General features: G+C 37.1%; 21 protein-coding genes and 1 other annotated feature (1 of these 22 cut by a window edge). Of the genes, 6 read left to right on the top strand and 15 right to left on the bottom strand.

Features of this window, described 5'->3' with window-relative positions:
• Positions 1-122 precede the first annotated feature (122 nt).
• The 3 genes from ffh to ACFO3L_RS04690 are packed head-to-tail and all read right to left on the bottom strand — an operon-like array spanning position 123 to position 2,361.
• A complete protein-coding gene (gene ffh, locus ACFO3L_RS04700) occupies positions 123-1,544 on the bottom strand; it encodes a signal recognition particle protein (RefSeq protein WP_379964352.1) in 1,422 nt (473 codons plus the stop codon).
• Between the two features lie 16 nt (positions 1,545-1,560).
• A complete protein-coding gene (locus ACFO3L_RS04695; protein WP_379964350.1) occupies positions 1,561-1,899 on the bottom strand; it encodes a putative DNA-binding protein in 339 nt (112 codons plus the stop codon).
• A complete protein-coding gene (locus ACFO3L_RS04690) occupies positions 1,900-2,361 on the bottom strand; it encodes a 2-thiouracil desulfurase family protein (protein WP_379964348.1) in 462 nt (153 codons plus the stop codon).
• A gap of 128 nt (positions 2,362-2,489) precedes the next feature.
• On the opposite strand from ACFO3L_RS04690, the gene ACFO3L_RS04685 reads away from it, so the two are divergent.
• Positions 2,490-3,203 (top strand): response regulator transcription factor, encoded by a 714-nt coding sequence (locus ACFO3L_RS04685; RefSeq protein ID WP_379964346.1) that lies wholly within the window; start codon positions 2,490-2,492, stop codon positions 3,201-3,203.
• Positions 3,204-3,273: 70 nt separating this feature from the next.
• Complete coding sequence (locus tag ACFO3L_RS04680; RefSeq protein ID WP_379964344.1) at positions 3,274-4,920, top strand: sensor histidine kinase; 1,647 nt, start codon at positions 3,274-3,276, stop codon at positions 4,918-4,920.
• 402 nt (positions 4,921-5,322) lie between these two features.
• Here the strand turns inward: ACFO3L_RS04680 and ACFO3L_RS04675 are convergent, their stop codons facing one another.
• The 10 genes from ACFO3L_RS04675 to map form a co-directional block, all read right to left on the bottom strand.
• The gene (locus ACFO3L_RS04675; RefSeq protein ID WP_379964342.1) at positions 5,323-6,213 is read right to left on the bottom strand and encodes a phosphate ABC transporter substrate-binding protein; all 891 of its coding nucleotides are present in this window, start codon (positions 6,211-6,213) and stop codon (positions 5,323-5,325) included.
• Between the two features lie 176 nt (positions 6,214-6,389).
• Positions 6,390-7,562, bottom strand: a complete 1,173-nt coding sequence (locus ACFO3L_RS04670) for a pyridoxal phosphate-dependent aminotransferase (protein ID WP_379964340.1) — start codon at positions 7,560-7,562, stop codon at positions 6,390-6,392.
• 134 nt (positions 7,563-7,696) lie between these two features.
• Positions 7,697-8,266: a type II toxin-antitoxin system Phd/YefM family antitoxin gene (locus tag ACFO3L_RS04665; RefSeq protein ID WP_379964338.1), complete on the bottom strand. Its 570-nt coding sequence runs from the start codon at positions 8,264-8,266 to the stop codon at positions 7,697-7,699.
• A 66-nt stretch (positions 8,267-8,332) separates the two neighbouring features.
• Positions 8,333-8,776 carry a CopY/TcrY family copper transport repressor gene (locus ACFO3L_RS04660; protein WP_379964336.1) on the bottom strand — a complete coding sequence of 148 codons (444 nt, stop codon included), beginning with the start codon at positions 8,774-8,776 and terminating at the stop codon, positions 8,333-8,335.
• Between the two features lie 314 nt (positions 8,777-9,090).
• On the bottom strand, positions 9,091-9,849 hold the full coding sequence (locus ACFO3L_RS04655) for an ABC transporter permease (protein ID WP_379964334.1): 759 nt from the start codon (positions 9,847-9,849) through the stop codon (positions 9,091-9,093).
• A complete protein-coding gene (locus tag ACFO3L_RS04650; protein ID WP_379964332.1) occupies positions 9,846-10,601 on the bottom strand; it encodes an ABC transporter ATP-binding protein in 756 nt (251 codons plus the stop codon). Before ACFO3L_RS04650 ends, ACFO3L_RS04655 begins: the two co-directional genes overlap by 4 nt.
• A complete protein-coding gene (locus ACFO3L_RS04645; RefSeq protein WP_379964330.1) occupies positions 10,585-11,538 on the bottom strand; it encodes an ABC transporter substrate-binding protein in 954 nt (317 codons plus the stop codon). The genes ACFO3L_RS04650 and ACFO3L_RS04645 overlap by 17 nt, the downstream gene beginning before the upstream one ends.
• 98 nt (positions 11,539-11,636) lie before the next feature.
• Positions 11,637-12,752 carry a glycosyltransferase family 4 protein gene (locus ACFO3L_RS04640; protein WP_379964328.1) on the bottom strand — a complete coding sequence of 372 codons (1,116 nt, stop codon included), beginning with the start codon at positions 12,750-12,752 and terminating at the stop codon, positions 11,637-11,639.
• 19 nt (positions 12,753-12,771) lie between these two features.
• Complete coding sequence (locus ACFO3L_RS04635; protein ID WP_379964326.1) at positions 12,772-13,674, bottom strand: YihY/virulence factor BrkB family protein; 903 nt, start codon at positions 13,672-13,674, stop codon at positions 12,772-12,774.
• Positions 13,675-13,710: 36 nt separating this feature from the next.
• A complete protein-coding gene (gene map, locus ACFO3L_RS04630; protein ID WP_379964324.1) occupies positions 13,711-14,475 on the bottom strand; it encodes a type I methionyl aminopeptidase in 765 nt (254 codons plus the stop codon).
• Between the two features lie 155 nt (positions 14,476-14,630).
• Here map and ACFO3L_RS04625 point away from each other — a divergent pair, with 155 nt between their 5' ends.
• The gene (locus tag ACFO3L_RS04625; RefSeq protein ID WP_379964322.1) at positions 14,631-15,077 is read left to right on the top strand and encodes a flavodoxin; all 447 of its coding nucleotides are present in this window, start codon (positions 14,631-14,633) and stop codon (positions 15,075-15,077) included.
• Positions 15,078-15,439: 362 nt separating this feature from the next.
• Here the strand turns inward: ACFO3L_RS04625 and ACFO3L_RS04620 are convergent, their stop codons facing one another.
• Positions 15,440-16,036: a TetR/AcrR family transcriptional regulator gene (locus ACFO3L_RS04620; RefSeq protein WP_379964320.1), complete on the bottom strand. Its 597-nt coding sequence runs from the start codon at positions 16,034-16,036 to the stop codon at positions 15,440-15,442.
• Positions 16,037-16,268: 232 nt separating this feature from the next.
• Here ACFO3L_RS04620 and ACFO3L_RS04615 point away from each other — a divergent pair, with 232 nt between their 5' ends.
• From ACFO3L_RS04615 to zwf, 3 genes are all read left to right on the top strand, one after another.
• Entirely contained in the window at positions 16,269-17,504 is a 1,236-nt protein-coding gene (locus ACFO3L_RS04615; protein WP_379964318.1) for an aminopeptidase, read from the top strand.
• Between the two features lie 165 nt (positions 17,505-17,669).
• Positions 17,670-18,317, top strand: coding sequence for a transcriptional regulator EfaR (gene efaR, locus ACFO3L_RS04610; RefSeq protein WP_379964360.1), 648 nt, complete (start codon positions 17,670-17,672; stop codon positions 18,315-18,317).
• Positions 18,318-18,331: 14 nt separating this feature from the next.
• Complete coding sequence (gene zwf / locus ACFO3L_RS04605) at positions 18,332-19,849, top strand: glucose-6-phosphate dehydrogenase (RefSeq protein ID WP_379964316.1); 1,518 nt, start codon at positions 18,332-18,334, stop codon at positions 19,847-19,849.
• Between the two features lie 131 nt (positions 19,850-19,980).
• On the opposite strand, the gene ileS is transcribed toward zwf, so the two are convergent.
• Complete coding sequence (ileS, locus tag ACFO3L_RS04600; protein ID WP_379964358.1) at positions 19,981-22,776, bottom strand: isoleucine--tRNA ligase; 2,796 nt, start codon at positions 22,774-22,776, stop codon at positions 19,981-19,983.
• A 50-nt stretch (positions 22,777-22,826) separates the two neighbouring features.
• Positions 22,827-22,971, bottom strand: a binding site (T-box leader); it runs 70 nt beyond the window's last position.

Genomic DNA, 22,971 nt, shown 5'->3' with positions numbered 1-22,971 from the left:
GGCTCCGCCCCCTCTTTTCTAATATCAAAAAAATCGATAGAGAAACAATTTTCTCTACCGATTCTGACAATTATTTTTACTCATTTTGGGTCCATCAACACTATTTGACGTACAACCATTAATTATTTGCGTTTTTTCTTTTTCTTTTTATTCTTTTTAATCATTTGGTTCATAGCCATTTTGCCTAGTTTCCCTTTAACACCAGTCCCAAACATTTGGTCCATTCCAGGAATACCATTTAAATTTCCTTTAGACATTTGTTGCATCATTTTTTGTGATTCTTTAAATTGTTTAATCAAACGATTAACTTCAACAATACTATTTCCAGACCCCGCTGCAATCCGACGACGGCGACTTGGATTTAATAAATCTGGATTCTCACGTTCGGCTTTCGTCATGGAAAGTACAATTGCTTTTTTACGAGCAACGTCTTTTGGATCGACTTTAAAGTTCTCCATACCAGGTGCTTGGCTCATACCAGGAATCATTTTTAGTAAATCTTCAAGTGGCCCCATATCCATGACTTGATCTAATTGCTCAATAAAGTCGTTGAAATCAAAGGTGTTTTCACGCATTTTGATTGCCAACTCTTCAGCTTTTTTCTCATCAAAATCTTGTTGCGCTTTTTCAATTAAAGTCAACATGTCTCCCATACCTAAAATACGACTTGACATACGATCTGGATGGAAAACTTCTAGGTCAGTTAATTTTTCGCCGACCCCGGTAAATTTAATCGGTGCACCCGTTACGGAACGAATTGAAAGCGCCGCTCCCCCACGTGTATCACCATCTAATTTCGTAATAACTACCCCAGTAATCCCTAATTGTTGATTAAAACTATCGGCCACGTTAACAGCATCTTGTCCTGTCATTGCATCGACAACGAGTAAAATTTCATTTGGCTCAGCAATCGCCTTAATTTGAGCTAGCTCATCCATTAATAATTCATCAATGTGTAAGCGACCAGCCGTATCAATTAAGACATAGTCATTGTTTTTCTCTCTAGCTAACGCCATCCCTTGACGAACAATCTCAACTGGGCTTACTTCTGTTCCCATATCAAAGACTGGTACATCTAATTGTTGCCCCAACACTTTTAATTGATCAATCGCAGCTGGACGATACACGTCTCCTGCAATCATCAATGGACGGGCTTTTTCTGTTTTAATTAAGTGATTGGCTAACTTCCCAGCAAAGGTTGTTTTACCGGCACCTTGTAAACCAACCATCATAATAACCGTCGGAATTTTTGGTGATTTTTGAATGCCAACCGTTTCAGAACCAAGTGTTTTGGTTAATTCTTCATCAACAATTTTAACAATTTGTTGCGCCGGTGATAAGCTTTCCAGGACTTCAACACCAATTGCTCTTTCACGCACATTTTTAGTAAATTCTTTGACAACTTGTAAGTTAACGTCGGCTTCTAATAAGGCTAAACGAATCTCACGCATCATTTCTTTAATATCTGCTTCTGTTACTTTTCCCTTGCGACGTAAACGTCCCATCGCTTTTTGCAAACGATCTGTTAAATTTTCAAATGCCATTTATTTTCTCATCCCTTTATTCATCAATTTCTTGTAATTCTTGCAAAATACTCGCTAAAAAGGTGTCCTTTGGATAATGTCCGACTAGATATTCCTCAAAACGTCCCAAAATCTGCTCGCGTAAGACGTAATCAGAATAAATATGTAATTTACGCTCATAGTCTTCTAAAATTTTTTCGGTTCGCTTGATATTATCATAGACTGCTTGACGACTAATCTGGTACTCTTCAGCAATTTCACCTAAAGAATAATCATCCGCATAATATAATTCCATGTAATTCATTTGTTTTTGGGTTAAAAGGGTCGCATAACATTCAAATAAAGCGTTCATTCGATTGGTTTTTTCAACTTCCACTTACTTTCCCTCCCTTTTTAGCCACTGAGATTCTGAGTATACCTTTATCCCTTGGTTCAAAAAGTAAGCCGTTGCAACACCGACTCCTTTGATTTTCGTCCCAGAAAAAGTACCGTCGTAAATCCATTGACTCCCACATGATGGACTTTTCTCCTTTAAAATTAACGTATCAATGCCTTTTTCTTTTAATTTTTGATAGGCACGAATCGAACCGTTTTTAAAAGCTTCTGTGACATCTGCACCTTTATTGGTCACAACTTTCGCTTCTCCATGCCAAACAGCAAAACCATCGCCACCAATAATTTCAGCTGGGTCACGTGGAATTGGGAGTCCTCCTAAAACCTCTGGACAAATCATGATGGCCTCTTGTTGTTTCACTAGTTGTTCAATTTCTACGACTCGTTGATCACGTCCGTCAAAGCGTACTGGGCAACCACCTAAACAAGCACTTACACCAATCATCTTTTTCCACCTCATTTTCTTAACAATCGCTTTTTATTATACCATTTAATTCGCTCCGACCATAGTCCTTAAGCGGAATTCATGATAAAATAACGTAACAGCGTAAATAAATTTTAAAGGAGCTTCCAATGAAAAAAATTCTGGTTGTTGATGATGAACCTTCAATCGTCACTTTATTAACTTTCAATTTAGAAAAGGAAGGTTATCAGGTTGCTTCTGCTACCGATGGCCTAGATGGTCTACAATTAGCCTTAAGTGAGTCTTTTGACTTTATTATTTTAGATGTGATGTTACCTTCACTTGATGGAATTGAAATTATGAAACGTCTTCGTCAAGAAAAAGTTGAAACACCGATTTTAATTTTGACTGCCAAAGATGACCCAATTGATCGCATCTTAGGGCTAGAAATTGGAGCCGATGATTATCTAGCCAAACCTTTTAGCCCACGAGAAGTCATCGCACGAATGAAAGCTATTTTTCGACGAATGGAGCCGCGTCGTCAAGAAGAGACCCTTTTAACCGACATTTCAAATCTGTTAACTGTTGGAGAAATTCAAGCGAACTTAACTACTTACCAAGTTGAAATTGCTGGAGAACCAATTGTTTTAACACCGAAAGAATTTGAATTATTAATTTATTTTATGCGTCGTAAAAATCATGTGATTGATCGAGATACGTTATTAAATCAAATTTGGAATTTTGATTTTGATGGTCAAACACGGATTGTTGATGTGCACATTAGTCATTTACGTGAAAAAATAGAACCCAACCCTAAAAAACCACAATATTTATTGACGATTCGTGGCTTTGGTTACAAATTCCAGGAACCAACCAATGGCTAAGAAAAATCGGACGCTTTATCTCAGCTGGTTTTTTCTACTTTTAGTTGTCTTCTCCACTGGTTGGTTTTTTATGGCAAAATTTTATGATCAACAAGTCCTTTCTCAACAAGCCCGGTACCTCGAAGAAAAGGCTGGGCTTTTTTTACAATTTTCTGAGCAGAATATGGATGAACTTGAAACACTTGTTGACCAGCATCCTCTCGATCCTGGCGAACGTTTAACTGGTTTAGATGCAAAAGGTAATATTTTATTTGATACTTACGAGCCTCAATTGCAAGGACAACGTTCCGATCGACCTGAAATTAAAGCCATCTTGAAAAATCAGCAACTGGGTCGTTCCTTACGTCCAAGTGAAACGCTTCAAAAAGAATTACTTTATATTGCTATTCCATTCAAACAGGATAAAGAACTCGTCGGTATTTTGCGGATTGCCGAAACCACCGAATCGTTTTGGCCTGAATCCATTCAAATGAAACGGGCCATTTTTCTCGTCTATTTCATTTTATGTAGTTTGTTTACTTTCGCATTGTTTAAAATTATTCGCCAAAGAAATCATCCAATTGAAACAATCTTGCCTGTTTTAAAACGGATGATCAAGGAACCTTCGCATGCTGAAACAATTATTTCAAACTCTTCGCAATGGAATGAGTTATACCAAAGTGTCAATCAATTAAGCGAAGGAGTCAGTCAACGCTATCAAACCTATCAAGCGACCGAAAAACAATTTTACTTTTTACTAGAAGAGTTAACGATTGGTGTCTTTTCACTTGATGAAGATCATCGGATCACTTTTATGAATCAAGCCATGAAAGAACAAATTGCCTATTATCAAGAGCTACCAGAAAAAGCTGCTTTTGAAGCAATTATTTCTGAAGCTGAATTGATTCAAATGGTCTATCAGTTGTCTGAAAGTCTACCGTTTATCCACCAAGAAATTATCACGACTCACCAAAAGAAACGCTTAGACATCTCTCTGAGCTATTTTAATGAAACGCAACAAATTCTTGGTGTTTCTTATGACTTCACGCGAATTCATCAACTTGAAAAAATGCAAAAAGATTTTGTCGGAAATGTTTCTCACGAATTAAAAACCCCAATTACTTCTTTGATTGGTTTTACTGAAACTTTGCTTGATGGTGCTAAAGACGATCCTGAGACGTTAACGACTTTCCTACAAATTATGCAAAAGGAAGCTTATCGTCTTGAAAAATTAACCCAAGAAATTATCCAACTCTCAAAGGGCGATCAGGTCACTTATACAACTGAATCGATTAATGTTTATCAATTTTTCCAACAATTAATTGCTGGTTATCAAAAAGTCATCGATGATAAACAGATTACGGTAGATATTCAAGGTCCAAAAGAGGTTGATTTTGAAACAAAAATGGCACTTTTTTATCCTCTTTGTAAAAACTTAATTGAAAATGCCTTGTATTATTCGTTAGCAAACGGCAAAGTCTTGATTCATTTTACGCTAGAACAAGGACTACACTTTACGATTCAAGATTTTGGTATCGGTATTAGCCCAGAAGATATTGAACGGATTTATGAACGTTTTTACCGGGTCGATAAAGCACGAACAAGAAATACCGGTGGCTCTGGAATTGGCCTTTCAATTGTTAAAGATTCCGTTGAACAACTGAATGGTTCGATTCAACTCGACAGCCATTTAGGCGTTGGCACGACTTTTACCGTTTATCTACCATTCCTGCCTTAATTGAAAAGAAATCGCCCACTAAAAATGGCGATTTCTTTTTTATTGTCTTAAATAAAAAAGTGAACCGATTAGAAGAAGAATCTTCTAATTGGTTCAATTTTTTTGAATAATGTTCGCCTACTTAAATGGTAGGGTCATTTTAGCAAGCTAACCTCAAAATAACCTTTATTTTACGGTATTATTGCGGCAATGATTCGGAGTTAAGCTTGCTTGAATAAAATGAAAAAAACATTTTTTTCAAGCTGCGACTTAACTCTCATCATTTATCGCCACAAGAATAACCTTTATTTCACGGTATTATTGCGGCAATGATTCGGAGTTAAGCTTGCTTGAATAAAATGAAAAAACCGTTTTTTCAAGCTACAGCTTAACTCTCATCATTTAACGCCTTAATAATAACCTTTATTTTACGATTCCGTCGGCTGCTCTTTCTACTTTCATATCGGTGATAGCGATGTAGCCTAAGTCATTGATAATGTCTTTTTGAACATCGTCTGATAATAAATAATCTAAGAAGACTTTGACTTCTGGTGTTGGCTCGCCTTTTGTATAAGCGTGTTGATAAGACCAGATTTTCCAATCATTGGTTTGAATCGTTTCAACGGAAGGTTCAACACCATCTAATGATAACGCTTGTAGGGAATCATCTAAGTACGATAATGCTAAGTAGCTAATCGCTCCTGGTGTTTCTGCAACGATTTTTTTAACCGTTCCTGAAGAATCTTGTTCCTGTGATTGAATTCCAACTTCACCATTTAAACCAAATTGCTCAAAAGTTGCACGTGTTCCACTTCCTGATGCACGGTTAACAACTAAAATTTCTTGATCTGCTCCGCCAACTTCTTTCCAGTTTGTTACTTTTCCTGTAAAGATATCAATCAATTGATCTTGAGTAATGTCTGTGACACCGACTTCTTTATGGACAACTGGTGCCATACCGACAACGGCTACTAAATGATCGACTAAATCAGCAGCGACAATGCCTTCTTTTTCTTCCGCAAAAACATCGGAATTTCCAATCGTAACGCTACCTGTTGAAACTTGGCTTAAACCTGTTCCACTTCCGCCACCTTGGACTGAAATTTCATAATTGGGATTTGCTTCTTGGAATTTAACTGCAGCACTATCAACAAGTGGTTGTAAGGCTGTTGATCCTACCGCAACAATTTTTACTGGTTCATTGTTTTTATTTGATGTATCTGAACTTCCTTGGCTACTATCTGTATTACCATTACCGGCACACCCTGCTGCTAATGCTGCGATTGCGAATAAAAATAAACTAACTTTTTTCATGTGAATTTCTTCCTCCTTCTTAACTACAAACCTAGTTTATCAAGTATCTGTAAACATTCGTTAGATTCAATGTTAAGATTCACACGGATAGTGTAAAGAAAATGTAAAGAATGCAACCGAAAACGCTGTACATCTTTAAATGAAAAAGACGTGACCCTCAGTCACGTCTTTTTGTACTAACCTTTTTGACTCATATAATTTTTTAAACGTTTCATCGCTTCTTCTAATTGTTCCATACTTGCCGCATAACTAATTCTGATATACCCCTCGCCGGCTTGACCGAAAGCCACGCCGGGAATTACTGCCAACTGTACTTTTTCAGCAACATCGACACAAAATTCCATTGAGTTTTGATTAAAGTTCGTTGGTATTTTAGCAAAGATATAGAAGGCACCAGATGGTTTGGCAACTTCAAACCCCATTGCAATCATTTTACTATAAACAAAATCTCGGCGGACTTTATATTCTTTTTTGACTTTTTGTCCTTCGTCGATACTAGTTGTTAAAGCTGTATAGGCTGCTTTTTGCGAGATTGTACTTGCAGCCGTCACCAAATATTGATGGACTTTTATAATCTCCTTAGTTAATTCTTTCGGTGCAAAAATAAAACCAATTCGCCAGCCTGTCATCGCATGCGATTTCGACAAACCATTGATTAAAATCGTTTGTTCCGGAATAAATTCTGCAATTGATGTGTGAGTCCCGTCATAAATCAGCTCGCTATAAATCTCATCACTTAAAACAAAGACGTTGTATTTCGCTAAGACGTTAGCCAATGCTTTGACTTCTTCACGTGTATAAGTTACGCCTGTTGGATTACTTGGATAGTTTAAAATAACCGCTTTAACCGCATCGCCATGTTCTTTTAAACTTGCTTCTAAAACTTCCGGTGTCAAAACAAAACCATCTTGGCTCGTATCCATATCAATCATTTGTGCATTTGCCAAAGTGATGACTGGTGCATAACCAGGATAAACGGGTGCGGGCAATAACACTTTATCTCCTGGTTCTAAAATACTTAACAAAGCTGCCGAGATAGCTTCTGTTCCACCAACCGTCACAATCGCTTCTGTTTGCCAATCGTAAGACAGTTGGTATTTTGTTTGAACAAATGCACAAGCCGCCTCACGAACTTCTGGTAATCCGGCCATCCCTGTATAATGGCTGAAATTTTGTTCAATCGCTAAAATACCAGAGGTTTTGACTGCCTCTGCGGTATTGAAGTCAGGTTCACCTAGCGTTAAACGTAAAATATTAGGAATACTTGAAACACGTTCATCAAATTGACGGATGAGCGAAACCGCAATTTGATTGACTTGCGGATTAAAACGTTGTTGTAATTTGTTCATCGTGAGCCCTCCAAAAAGTTAATTTCTGTTATCTTACCATAAATAGACAGACTATTGCGACTTTTTTATCCATCTCAGCAAAAAAAAGAGACAGGATAACTGACAATTGACGTCAGAGATCTGCTCTTTGTTCGTTATTCTTCTCTTAAATGAATTCTTTTAACAATTACTTTATCAAATAATTGACTTTGATTATCGGGTTCACCGATGACTTCAGCCACGATGTTCTTACCATCTGGTCGACGACGTAAATGATAAATCATCTTACCGGATTCTTTTAGTTCTTCAATCATCGCTAGAACACCACCAAAACCACTCTTCTTCGTAATAAAGCCAAGCGCAACCATACGCTCATCTAAAATTTTAGCTGACATTAAACTTCCCGTTACAATCAAACGACGAATTTCATGGTATAGATCCTCTAATCCTTCAATTAGCGGTTCTTTAGACTCTGTCACTACTTCTTCTTCGGTAGAGATAACCTCTTCAGTAGAAACAGCAGCACTCACTTGTTGACGTTTGTCAGCTAATTCTTGTAGCAAGTTCTCGTATTGTTCTTGCGTTAACATGACTCCCGCAATCTTCTCACGATTAAAGACGTAGACCCCTGTGCCAGTATCTCGTGCTTGTTGGAAAACATCCATTGGTGATTTTTTTACTTCGGTAATCGAGGTTGTAGGAACTTCTAATTTTTTTAACGTCACTTTATTCACTCCTTCATTCGCCTTCTTATTATAGCATAAATCGAGAGTCTTTCTATGGCTTCTATACTATTTCCCCGAATTACGATGGCATTGGCACTGACCTGGAATACAATTACAAATAATCTTTTCCACTGTCTTTTTATTTTTCAACGTTTGTATTAATTGTTCCACATCGCTCGGTGTTAATTGTACTTCTTCGATCATTTGGGCTAAATTTTCAGCCATACGTGTCGCACAAATACGTGAAAATAACTCTTGGGTCGCTTCATGAATGGATTTTTCTTCACTAATCGTTGCTGAATAGAAAAATTTTTTGCCAACTTGACGCGTTTTTAACGCCTCTTTTTTAACTAAGCGGCCAAGTAATGTTTTTACCGTGGCAAATTTCCACTGCATTTTTTCATGCAACACATCGTTAATTGTTGCGGCATCGGCTTCTTCTAATGTCCAAACAACACGCATGATTTCCCATTCTGCTTCACTAATTTTAATTGCTTCTTCTGTACTCATGCACTATCGGCTCCTTGATTCTTAATACATTTAATTTACACTTGTAATCATATTTTGTCAAAAAAATGAATTACACTCTTAAAATCAATTAATTAACAACCAATTGGTAGATGTTTTCGCTTTTATATTTTTCTTGTGCTTTTAAAACAATCGAACCGAGCTGCAGATATTTTTCCGTTCCCAGGACTTTCTGAGGCTCCATCGCAACACTGCCATGTGGAACCATTATGCCATGTTTCATTTTTAGTATAAGTGTTTTCTATTTCATTCGTCAATCTAAAAAAAGCCACAGCACTTTAGCTGTGACTTTACGTCTAATCAGTCGTTCGTTGCCATTTACAAATCCACCACGAAAATAAATCGAGGAGTAAAAATAAAAGCAGACCAAATCCACTTAAAATTAAAATACCGGCATACATTGCACCGTAGTCCATTCGTGTCCATGAGTCCATAATAAAATAGCCCATACCATACTCCGTTCCATAATTTTCCGTAAAAAACAAAATCGAGATGGCTGTTCCTAAAGAAACTCGTGCACCACTAATGATACCCGACAATGTTGCTGGAAAAGTAATGTAGCGAAATTGTTGCCATTTAGATGCTTGGATTAATCGATAGACATCATAGTAATTACTTGGAATATTTCTGACCGCATCACGTACTGAAATGGTCACTTGCGGCAAAACAATTAAGACAATCATCGTAATTTTTGAACCATCGCCTAAGCCTCCGAGTAACATCACAATCGGTAAGAGCGCCATTTTAGGGATTGGATACGTTAAGTAGATTAATGGATCAAAAAAATACTTCCACTTTGGTAAGCTGCCCATTAATAAACCTAAAAAGAACCCTCCAACTAAGGCGTAAAGCATCCCTAAAAAGATTCGGTAACTACTAACTTGTAGGTGGATTAAAATTTCTTTTTCATACAAGCTAGGAATACGTTTTAAAACTTCAATTGGTGACGGCAGTAGTGGCTTTTGTAATACTTGATGACCGATCCACCAGACAATTAAAAACAAGCCTATTGCTAAGAAACCACCAAGCAGTCGTTTCACTCCATCTTTTTTCATTCGCCAATCGCCCCTCTCAAGACATTTGTGAGTTCAAATAAAGCCATTGATTGGCGATTTTCAGCCAAGTTCATTTTGTCTGCAAACGGTGAGGAGACGATTTGTGTAATTTCCCCTGGATTAGCTGATAACACGATAATTTTATCGGAAAGTAATATGGCTTCCTCAATATCATGCGTAACAAAAACGGTTAACGGTTTATTTTTTTGCCAACGTGTTAAAAATAACTGTTGCGCTTTTTCGCGTGTAAAAGCATCCAGCGCTGAAAAAGGTTCATCCATTAGCAATAAACCGGCATGTGTCGCAAAACCACGTGCAATTGCTACCCGTTGCTTTTGTCCACCGCTTAATTGATTGGGATATTTTTTACGGTGTTCAAAAAGATTCATTTGTTGCAATAAATCTTCAACTTCTAATAAATTTGCTGCCGTTAATGATTGTTTCCGACTTAGTTTTGCACCCGTAATCACTGCTTTTTCGACCGTTTGCCACGGCAAGAGACCGTAATCTTGTGGCACGAAAGCAACTTTTTGATTGGCGACTGTCCCTTGACTGGCAACCAACTCTCCAGTTGTCGGTTGCTTTAACCCCCCCAGCAAGGAAAGCAAGGTTGTTTTCCCTGCGCCGGAAGGACCAATCAGACTGTAAATTTCACCTTCTGCTAATTCAAAAGAAATATTTTTTAAAATCAACTGATCTCCAATTTTATACGAAAGTCCTTTTGCTTGATAACGATTATTTAAAGTAGACATCGCTTAATACATCTTTCGCAAGCACATCTTTTTCAAGCAAGCCTTTCGTTTTTGCCCAATCAAAAGCTCGGGTGATATCTTCTTCACTCGCTTGAAAAGCTTCTTTATATTCTGGAATTACAATTTGCTCTTTCAGAGTTTCTGGAAAACCAATTTCGTCAATAAATAATTGGATATACGCTTCTTGATCGTTTTCTTTCATCCACTGTACAGCGTCATTATAGGCATCGTACATTCCTTTAAACGCCATTGATTTTTCATCAATGACATCTTGCGTCGCAATTAAAGCAAATAAATTAATGCCTAAATCCAAAGTTGAACCTAAATTATTCATCCCTTGCGCAGTGGTCATTGTCACAAATGGTTCTGGTAAAATAGCGGCAGATGCTTGATTGTTGCTCAACAATTCCACACGACTCGGGACTTGAGGAACATCGACCATTTTGACGTCTTCACCCGTTAAATTTACTTGTTTCAAAAATTCTTCAGTCGCAAATTCAGGACCTTGATTTTTTAGTACTACAACTTCTTTTCCTTTTAGATCAGCAACTTCTTTCACTTCAGCAGTTGAGATTAAATCAAATTGACCTTGTGTTGCACTCATAATTTTTACATCAATACCTGCTTGAATATAAGCGGCTACTCCAACTAAATCAGCGTTAATACTATCAACAGCCCCTGCTTGGAATGCTGCATCGCGATCTTTTCCTGATTTGAACGCTTGAACATCTAGCTCGATACCATGTTTTTTGTCAAACCCTTGTTCGTGCGCCACAATCAAGGGAATATTATCCATTGAGGGCATTACACCAACTTTTAAAGTTGTTATGTCATTTGAACCTGCGCTACTTTCATTTGTTTTATCTTTAGCTGATGCTCCACAGGCTGCTAAGGTTAATAGTAACGCAATAGTCATACTTATCATTATTTTTTTCATTGTCTAACTTCCTTTCAAATCAATAATTCTATTCTAGCATTTTTCTCAAAAATTAAGCATTCTTCTCGAAAAAAAATAAAAACACATGGAGCATGTTTTCATTTTTTTCGTTTATTTAAAATTTCTTGTCGATAACGACGATTCCCAATAAATTTCAATGTTTGCATTAGCGGTTGACGATTTTCACCAACGAGTCCGATTAACTCAATAAACAACTCCAGTCCTATAACTGTGGCGATAATTAATAAAATAGTTGCAGATGTGCTTGCATGGTTCATCAGCAAGGCAATGAAAGAAAAAGCCAAAGCCATCGCATAAATCGTCAAAACTGCTCCCCGATGGGTAAAACCTAAAGATAACAAGCGATGATGCAAATGCATTTTATCTGGGGATGAAATTGGCTGTTTATTAAACATTCGTCGAATCATAGCATAGACCGTATCGGTAATCGGTACCCCTAAAATAAACATCGGTGTTAAAACGGAAATAAACGTGGCATTTTTTAGTCCCTGTAATGAAAATACCGCGATCATGAAGCCTAAAAAAAGCGCTCCGGTATCACCCAAATAAATAGTAGCAGGATGGAAATTATACGGGAAAAATCCGACTATGGCAGCAATTAGCGAAAAGATTAAGATAGCTAAAAAGACACCATAACCTGGTAAAAAGAAATAACTCACTAAGCCGATGGTTGCTAGGGCAATCATTGAAACTCCTGCAGCTAACCCATCGAGACCATCGATTAAATTAACCGCATTTGTAATCGCCAAAATCCAGATGAGTGTCATCGGTAAACTCAGCCATCCTAGTTGAAATGTTCCTATGAAGGGAATATTTATCGTATGAAAGCCAATATCTGCCAAATAATAAATAATCAAAGCTCCTATCGTAATTCCTAACGTTTTTTGTTTCGGTGTTAATTCCTTTATATCATCAATTAATCCCGTTAAAACGACAATTGCCGCACTGATTAGTATCCACATTGTCCGCTCAAAATCCGGTGTCGCCCAACTTTCAAATATAGCAACTACCGTAAAAGAAATGAAGATTACTAAACCACCCGCTGTTGGCATCGTGGTTTGATTAATTCTTCTTTCGCTTGGAGCATCGGTAGCTCCTATTTTAAAGGCGAAAATTTTAATAATTGGTGTTAAAACGAGTGATAACAACATCGTGAGAAATAATCGTATAATGAACTGAAAAGTGAATCCCATCTAATTTCTCTCTTTCATGTTAATTTTTCAATTTTTCCTTTATTTTCTTTGAGAGCGCACTCGTTGTGATAACTCGTTCCTCGAGCTTTCCGGCAATCGATTCTTCAATTACAGCGTTAATAATCGCTCCCAAGACCAAAATGAGGGCTGCAAAATTTAGCCAAATCATCAAAACGATAAAACTTCCAATAATTTGATAGCCGCTAAGCCGACTGGCGAAAAATTGCGCATAAATCCCAAAAACTTGGGACAGAGCCATCCAGCCAATTGTTGCAAACACAGCTCCTGGTACAATCGATCGAATGCGTAATTTGACGTTCGGAATAATAGTATAAATAACGAGCATCAATGTTAGTAGAATCGTAATGGTTAGAGGCCATTTGAGCGTTTGGAAAGTCGTGATAATTTGTTCAGAAAATAAAAATATGGGTTGTAATTTATCTAAAATAAGCTTACCTGATCCTAAAATCAAAGTCATACCTACAATCCCAAATAATAACGCAAACATTGTTAAGATTGAGATTATACGTCTAATGATAAAGTTTCCATCCTTCGAAACATCATAGGCCTTATTAAAAGCCAACTGTAAAGCATTCATACTTGCGCTCGCTGACCAAATCGTTAATAAAGCAGAAACAGACAAGAGACTTCCTGAACCCTGTGTCAATAAATCTAAAATCGCCGGACTTAAAAATTCATAAATTGACGGAGGAATGACTTCTTGGACATAAGGCAAAACCGTATTCGGATCAATATTTAAATAAGGTAAGATGTTTCCTACTGCGATTAAAAGTGGAAACAAAGAAAGTAACAAATAATAAGCAATCACAATCGAACTTTGAGTCATTTCAGAATCTTTAATTTTTTTTCGAACCGTCGTGGCAAACCGCTGGACTCCTTCTTTTTTTAAAAAAGCGAGCATCGTATTACGCCTCCTATCATTTACGCTCTACACGTATTAGTACGTCCCTTCTTCTCCTTGAGAAGTCAATAAAAGCGGGCCTTCATTGGTAATTGCAATACTATGTTCGTACTGGCAACTTAAACCACCATCAAGTGTATAAGAAGTCCAGCCATTTGGATCCATCTTCATTTTCCATGTACCGGTATTAATCATTGGTTCAATCGTAATAACCATACCTTCTTTTAAACGTAAGCCTTTACCAGCTACACCATAATGTGGAACTGCTGGACTTTCATGAATGGTTGGGCCAATGCCATGACCGATAAAATCACGAACAACTCCGTAGCCTTCTTGTTCGGCATAACTTTGAATTGCATGACCGATATCGCCAATACGGTTACCAACTTGAGCTTGTTCAATGCCTAAGTACAATGCTTTTTTCGTAACAGCCATCAAACGATCGATTTCATCGGTGGACTTTCCAACGACATACGCCCAACAAGAATCTGAAATGGCACCGTTTAAGTTCACACACATATCGACTTTAATTAAATCACCATCTTTTAAAACTTTTTTGCGTGGGAAACCGTGACAAATTTCATCGTTTATACTGCAACAAGTTGCATATTTATAGCCTTCATAGCCAATCTGTGCTGCAATTGCACCATGACTTTCAATGTAATCACGGACAAAAACCTCAATATCCCAACTTGTAATTCCTGGTTTAATAAATTCACGAAGTTCTTTATGAACACTTGCTAAAAGTGCACCGGACTCAGCCATTGTTTCAATTTCGCGTTTTGATTTTAATGTAATCATTCTTTCTATTCCTCTCCTTATAAATCTTGTCTATTTTACCATAGTTTTTCTTTTTTTTCCAAATGCCCATATCACTTCAGGCAGTTATTCCAATTTGTGATTTGTTTTGCTATAATAATGTATAAATTGTTTGATTGAAATCATAGGAGGATATTATGACCTTAGCAAAGATTGTCTATGCTAGCATGACAGGAAATACGGAAGAAATTGCCGATATTGTCGCTGAAGCATTGGAAAATTTAGGAATAGAAGTAGAAATGGAAGAATGCACTCAAGTTGATGCCTCGGATTTTGAAGACGCTGATATTTGTATCGTTGCCACTTATACATATGATGACGGTGAGCTACCTGATGAAATTGTGGACTTCTATGAAGATTTAAAAGAAGTTGACTTAACTGGGAAAATTTTTGGTGTCTGTGGTTCAGGTGATACTTTTTACGATTATTTCTGTAAGTCGATTGATGATTTTGAAGCAGTTTTCTTAACAACCGGTGCCACACAAGGCGCAACGAAAGTCCGAGTAGACCTAGCGGCTGAAGAAGAAGATATCCAGAACCTAGAAAAATTTGCCAAAGAACTTGTAGAAGCAGCTGGCCAATAATAAAGACTCTAAAATTTATGGGACTGATGAAATTAGAAATAATTTCTCAGGCCCATTTTTTGATTAATATAAAAACTAGGAAATCATTCTTAATTTTTATCTGTCCATTCTTTCAAAATACTAGGCATTTTAGACCAACTCCACACAAAAGCTATCAACATTGCTAAACTAAGAATTAAATATAACCATCCCATTTTATTTCCTCCTCTTAAGTTAACTTTCTAGAGATACGTAGCTTAATTTTAGCCCTCAATCCAATTTGACAAAGAATCATAAAAAATAGGAGCCAAATGAATTTGTGCTTTTTGTGTTGTTGCTGATTCTCATCATTACAAAAAGCCCACCATTTGTTGCTCCTATTTTTAGTTTCTAAATAAATTACCTAACGTAAATAACGGCTGCATTTCACTCTTGTCTTTTTTAGTTGACTTCAAAAAGGCTTTGAGCATTGTTTCTAATTCCACGTTTGAATAAGTTAAAATGTGTTGACTCACCATCGAAGCCATTCCTGAAACATAAATCCAAAAAATCATAAACTTCTCTTTTTTGCTATCTTCAGATAGTGTCTCTGCATTTTCTTCTTTGGCTAATAAAGTATTAAAACATTCTTGAAAAGCCAACTGCATTGTTTTAGCACCTAATTCTTCTTCTAAGTATAAAGATTGATACAGTTGTCGATTGTTTTTCGCAAACATAATAAATGATAGACCTAATTTCGGTAAATAAGGTGCTTGAGTTGCGGAGTTCAAGAAATCTTCGGAGGTCTTTTCAGCCATCAGATGAAACAGCGCTTCTTTTAAATCATCCATGTTTTTAAACTCTAAATAAATTGGTTGTGTTGAACAATTCATTTGAGTAGCGATATTGCGCGCGGTAAAATGAGAAAAGCCCTTATCCGAAATCACTTGATGAGCAGCAACTAAAATTTGTTCTCTTGTAATCGTCTTTTTCCGTGCCATTTTCCTCATTCTCCTTCTATGCATTTTGTCATTTACTCTTCCCAACTCTTTGTTTTATTTTAACATCTTTTTTGGAAAAAGAGTAATTTAGAGCCTTGTTAATCGGCTTTATTCAATAAATTTTAAATTTTAGCTGTTTTTTTGTATAAATAAATGAAGTCAAATATTTTGTTAAAATAAAATAAGTGCTATAATTAGAAACGATAGTCATTTAATGAAGGAGGAATAATAAATGGTTTTAGCAAATTTTAATGAAAATCTAGAAAAATACGCAGAGTTAATTGTCGCGACTGGGGTTAATGTCCAAAAATCGCACACAGTCGTTTTAAATATTAGCGTCGATCAAAGTCAGCTCGCGCGCTTGATTACGAAAAAAGCCTACGCTTTAGGTGCAGCAGAGGTTATCGTCAAATGGACTGACGATGCTATTCAAAAAGAGTTCTACTTACATGCTGACCAGGATCGTTTAGAAAACATTCCACAATACCGTGTTGACGAATCAGACTCATGGGTCGAATTAGGCGCTAGTCGAATTAGCGTTGTTTCATCTGATCCAGGTGCGCTAGCAGGCGTTGATCCACAACGTGTGGCAACTTATCAAAAAGCAGCAGGCCAAGCAATGATTAACGTTCGTAAAGCAACACAAGCGAATAAATTATCTTGGACAGTCGTTGCAGCAGCTGGACAAGAATGGGCAAATAAAGTCTTCCCTGATTTAGCTGATGAGGAAGCAAAAGACGCTCTATGGGATCAAATTTTCAAAACAACACGCATTTATACCGAAGATCCGGTAGCAGCTTGGAAAACACACAATGAACTCTTACAATCAAAAGCTGTTTCATTGAACGAAGAACAGTTCGTTGCTTTACATTATACAGCTCCAGGAACAGACTTAATCGTTGGCTTGCCGAAAAATCATCATTGGGATGGCGGTGACAGTTCAAATACTCGTGGTGAAATTTTTAATGCGAACATGCCAACAGAAGAAGTTTTCTCAGCACCTGATGCGAATCGTGTCGATGGTTATGTTTCAAGTACAAAACCATTAAGTTATGCTGGAAGTATTATTTCAGGTATGAAATTCACGTTTAAAGATGGAAAAGTTGTTGACTTCTCTGCAGAAGAAGGACAAGAAGTCTTAGCTAACTTATTAGATACAGACGAAGGCGCTAAACGTTTAGGTGAAGTCGCACTTGTTCCAGACCCTTCACCAATTTCTCAATCAGGTATTACTTTCTTTAATACTTTATTTGATGAAAATGCGTCAAACCACTTAGCTTTTGGTTCAGCATATGCTTTCAACTTACAAGGTGGGACAGAAATGTCTGAAGAAGAATTAATCGCAGCAGGCATTAACCGCAGCAATACACACGTTGATTTTATGATAGGTTCAAGTGAAATGAATATTGATGGTATTCGTAAAGATGGTACAAAAGTTCCTGTATTCCGTAACGGAAACTGGGCTTAATTTAATATTTTGAGGCTGTGACACAGCTAATTCCGACTATTTTGATGGTAGTAAGGATTATCTGTCACAGTCTTTTTGATTATTTATAACTTCTATTTCTTTTAGGTAGTAAATAAAGGGATTTTTTGATAGAATCAACTTCATATGGAAGGAATGAAGAAAATGATGACACCAAATCGTGAGGACTATTTAAAATTAATTTTAGAGCTTGGTGGCGAGCAAAAACAAATCAGTAATAAACAAATTGTTGCCGGTTTAAATGTTTCAGCTGCTTCCGTTAGCGAAATGATTACGAAGTTGGTAAAAGAAGACTTTATTCACCATGTCCCTTATCAAGGCGTACAGTTAACCGAAACTGGTCTGACATTAGCGAGTTCTTTAATTCGCAAACATCGCTTATGGGAAGTTTTTTTAGTTGAACACCTTGGTTATTCTTGGAACGATGTTCATGAAGAAGCAGAAGTTTTAGAGCACATTACTTCAAGTACTTTAGCCTCTAGACTTGATCAATACCTCAACTCACCAAAATATTGCCCGCATGGCGGCATGATTCCTAAGGAAAATCACTTAGTTCGCGAAAAAAAAAGAGAGCTTCTCGCCTCCTACCCCGTTCACTCAAAAATTCGAATCGCTCGTGTACTTGATGAACGAGAATTACTTGACTACCTTGTGATGATTGATCTTCATTTAGATGAAGAATATGAGATTACCAACATCTCACCTTACGAAGGTCCGATTACACTGAGCAATGAAACAAAAAAAGTCGTAGTTAGCTACAAGGCAGCCAACTCAATTTTTGTTGATATATTATAAAAGGAGTGATAACAATGAAAGAAAACAAAGTCTTATTTACGATTTTTGGTGCTACAGGGGATTTAGCCCAAAGAAAATTATATCCTTCCTTGTTTCGTTTATACAAAACAGGAAGCCTAGCGGAGTCTTTTGCGGTTATCGGTACAGCAAGACGACCATGGTCAGATGAAAAATACCGTGAAATCGTCCAAGAAACGATTGCGTACTTAAATCCTACAGAAGAAGAAGCGATTGCCTTCTCTTCTCATTTTTATTATCAATCACATGATGTTAACGATACACAACACTATGATAAGTTAAAATCATTGGCCGATACACTCGACACAAAATATGTTCTTGAGGGAAATCGCCTCTATTACTTAGCGATGTCTCCAGCTTTTTTTGGTACAATTGTTTCACATTTAGAATCACAAGGCATGCTAACATCAGACGGTTATCACCGGGTGATTATTGAAAAGCCTTTTGGTACAGACTATGAAACAGCTGACCAACTAAATAAAGAGATCACTAGTGTTTTTGCTGAAAATGAAATTTATCGTATTGATCATTATTTAGGAAAAGAAATGATTCAAAATATTTCTGCCATTCGTTTTGCGAATAATATTTTTGAATCAATGTGGAATAACCGCTATATCGACAATATCCAAATTTCAATCGCTGAAAATTTAGGTGTTGAAGATCGTGGTGGCTACTACGATAAAAGTGGTGCCTTAAAAGATATGGTTCAAAATCATATCTTACAAGTCTTATCACTACTTGTAATGGAACCACCTGTTGCTTTTTCAGAGCAAGAAATTCGTGCAGAGAAAATTAAAGCTTTAGAATCGGTGCGTGTTTACACACCAGAAGAAGTCAAAGAAAATTTCATTCGCGGACAATATGTTGCCGGTCGTCTAGCAGAAAGTAAATACGATGGATACTTAGAAGAACCTGGCGTTGCGGAGGACTCTAAAACAGAAACTTTCGTTGCGGGTAAATTTACGATTGATAATTTTCGTTGGTCAGGGGTCCCCTTCTATGTTCGAACAGGTAAACGCCTTACTGAAAAAGGCACGCGAATTAACGTGGTCTTTAAACAAGTGCCTGTGAACTTATTCAAATCAGAAGTTGGTGCAGAATGTAAACAAAAAGATTTAGATCCAAATGTTTTAACAATCTATATTCAACCAACTGAAGGCTTCTCGCTATCATTGAATGGTAAAGAAGTTGGTCCTTCATTTAATATGTTACCAACTCAATTGGCGTACCGTAACAGCGCGGAAACGATTGAAAATACACCTGAAGCTTATGAAAAACTATTATTAGATGCCTTAAAAGGTGACGGAACCAACTTTACTCACTGGAAAGAAGTTGCTCAATCTTGGCGCATTGTTGATGTTATTCGTCAAACATGGGATCAAAGCGACGAAGGTTGTGAAACGTATCCTGCTGGTACAATGGGTCCAGACGCGGCCTTTGATTTGCTCAAAAAAGATGGCTTCAAATGGATTTGGCATCCAGATGAATGGTACCGTGAACGGAACTTATTATAATATTTGAAACCATTTAACCCCCTGGGAATATCACTCACAGGGGGCTTTTAATATAAAAATTTAGAACCTAGCTATTGACCTACAACCAAAAAATCGCCTAGAAGTATTTCTCTAGACGATTTTGATTATTCTTATACTTCAAATCCTTCAGCAACCGCTTCAGGGAATTCGCTTGTTACAATTGTTGCACAATGGCCGCAAAGTGTTGGTAATTGTTCATCGCTTCCAACATCATTTTTGACTTGGCGGCAACGGTCACAAACGGCACCATCGGCTTTTTCTACTAAAATAGCCACGTCATTAAATTTCATCGCAGCTTCTGGAACTTCTGTACCAACTGCCTTAACTTCAAAGAAATCAGGAGAAACGATTAGTAATTGTGATAAATTCGCATTAACTGCTGTTAGCAAGCTTGCAATAGGTTCAGTTGGATAGATCGTCATTTTCGCTTCTAATGACTTACCAATTAATTTCTCGTTACGGGCTTCTTCTAAGGCTTTTAAGACATTGTCTCTAAAGTCCATAAATGCTGACCATGTATCTAATAACTCCGCTTGATTTGGGAATTCTTGGTACTCAGGGAATTCTGCTAATTGTACATAAGCTTCTTCTTCTTTTAAGAATGACCAAATTTCTTCTGCTGTATGCGGAATAATCGGTGTTAATAGTTTCGTTAATTCTTTCGCGACATCATAGAAAACAGTTTGCATTGAACGACGTTGATGATCATCTTTTGCTTCAATATAAACAACATCTTTCGCAAAATCTAAATAAAATGATGATAAATCAATCGTTAAGAAGTTCATCACCGTACGATAAATTTGTAAGAAGTTATATTTTTCATAGCCTTCTTCACGGATTTCTTTAATTGTTTGGTTTAAACGTACGACCATGTATTTATCTACCGAACGTAAATCCTCATACGCTACACGGTCGGTTTCTGGATTGAAGTCTTCTGTATTGGCGATTAAGAAACGCATCGTGTTACGGATTTTACGGTAAACTTCTGATACTTGGTTTAAGATATCCATTGACACACGCACATCAGCTTCATAATCTACACTACTTACCCATAGACGTAAAATATCAGCACCCATTTGTTTAATCACTTTGTCTGGTAAAATCGTGTTGCCTAATGATTTACTCATCTTACGACCTTCACCATCAAGGACAAACCCTTGTGATAAGACAGATTTATAAGGTGCAACGCCATTAATGGCTACACTTGTTGTCAGACTTGAGTTAAACCAACCACGGTATTGGTCAGATCCTTCTAAGTACATATCTGCTGGGAAAGTTAAATCTTCTCTTTGACGCAACACAGCTTCATGTGATGAACCAGAGTCAAACCAAACGTCCATGATATCTGTTTCTTTTGTAAATTCACCATTTGGCGATGCTGGATGAGTGAAACCTTCTGGTAATAATTCTTTTGCTTCTTTCATAAACCAGATATTTGAACCATGTTCTTCAAACAATTTTGCTACGTGTTCAATTGTTTCTGGTGTGATAATCGGCTCACCATTTTCACCGTAGAAAATTGGTAATGGCACACCCCATGCACGTTGACGTGAAATTACCCAATCGCCACGATCACGGACCATATTGTAAAGACGTGTTTTCCCCCACGGCAATAACCAATCCACTTTTTCAACTTCGTCTAATAAGTTTTGACGGAATTTATCGATTGATGCAAACCATTGTGGTGTTGCACGGAAAATTACTGGTTTTTTTGTTCGCCAGTCATGCGGATAACTATGTGTAAAGAAGTCTAATTTTAATAAGGCATTCTTTTCAGTTAATAGTTCTGTAATCATTGGATTGGCTTTATCATAAAATACCCCTTCAAATAACGGTGCTTCTTCGGTGAAGACACCTTGACCGTTAACTGGAGAAATAACCTCTAAACCATAACGACGACTCACAATGTAGTCATCTTCACCATGTCCAGGTGCAGTGTGAACTAAACCTGTTCCGGCTTCTAAGGTAACGTGATCCCCTAACATTAATAACGAAGTACGATCGTAAAACGGATGTTGAGCTGTCATCATTTCTAGTTGGTCACCAGAGAATTCTTTCAATACTTCAACATTTTCCCAACCAATTGCGTTAGTTACCGTTTCTAACAAATCTTTCGCTACTACAAATTTACGGCCATCAGCTAAAATTTGAACGTATGTATAGTCTGGGTTTACTGAAATTCCAAGGTTGGCTGGTAACGTCCAAGGTGTTGTGGTCCAGATAACGAAAGCAGTATCATTATCTAACAGTCCTTTGCCATCTGCTACTTGAAAAGCCACGTAAATTGAAGCAGATTTAACGTCTTTATATTCAATTTCAGCTTCAGCAAGTGAAGATTCACTTGATGGTGACCAGTAAATTGGTTTTAAGCCTTTATAAATATAGCCTTTTTCAGCCATTTTACCGAACACACGAATTTCTGCTGCTTCGTAGTCTGGCGTTAGTGTGATATATGGGTTATCCCATTCACCTGAAACACCTAAGCGTTTGAAGTCTTCTCGTTGTTTATCAACTTGAGTTAAGGCATAGTCATAACATTTTTGACGGTATTCTGCCAATGTCATTTCTTTTCTCTTAATGCCTTTATTCGCTAAAACTTGTTCAATTGGTAAACCATGGGTATCCCAGCCAGGAACGTACGGCGCACGAAAACCAGACATCGATTTCGAACGAACAATAATATCTTTACTGATTTTGTTTAACGAGTGGCCTAAGTGGATATTTCCATTCGCAAATGGCGGGCCATCGTGTAAGACAAAGGTTGGTTTGCCTTCATTTAATTTTTGACGTAAACCATAAATATCTTTTTCTTCCCAATCTTTTTGCCATTCGATTTCACGATTTGGCAAATTACCACGCATTGGAAAAGCTGTTTTACCTAAATGTAACGTTTCTTTCATCTTCACTTGTTTATCTCTTCCTTTCATTTTAAGCACAAAAAAACGCTCATCCCACAAAAAGGGACGAACGTATCGCGGTACCACCCAAAGTTCGAAAATGATATTTCATTTTCCTTTAGAATCGTTAACGAGATTAATCGTTGATTTCTACTAGCTTTCAAAATCAAACAAAATAGAGGATCTAATGGGATGCAGGGTTTA

This window comes from Enterococcus eurekensis (assembly GCF_042654605.1).
In the GTDB taxonomy this organism is placed as follows: Bacteria; Bacillota; Bacilli; order Lactobacillales; family Enterococcaceae; genus Enterococcus_I; species Enterococcus_I eurekensis.
Note: the sequence above shows the minus strand (reverse complement) of the source record. Positions and strands in the feature narration are given on the sequence as shown.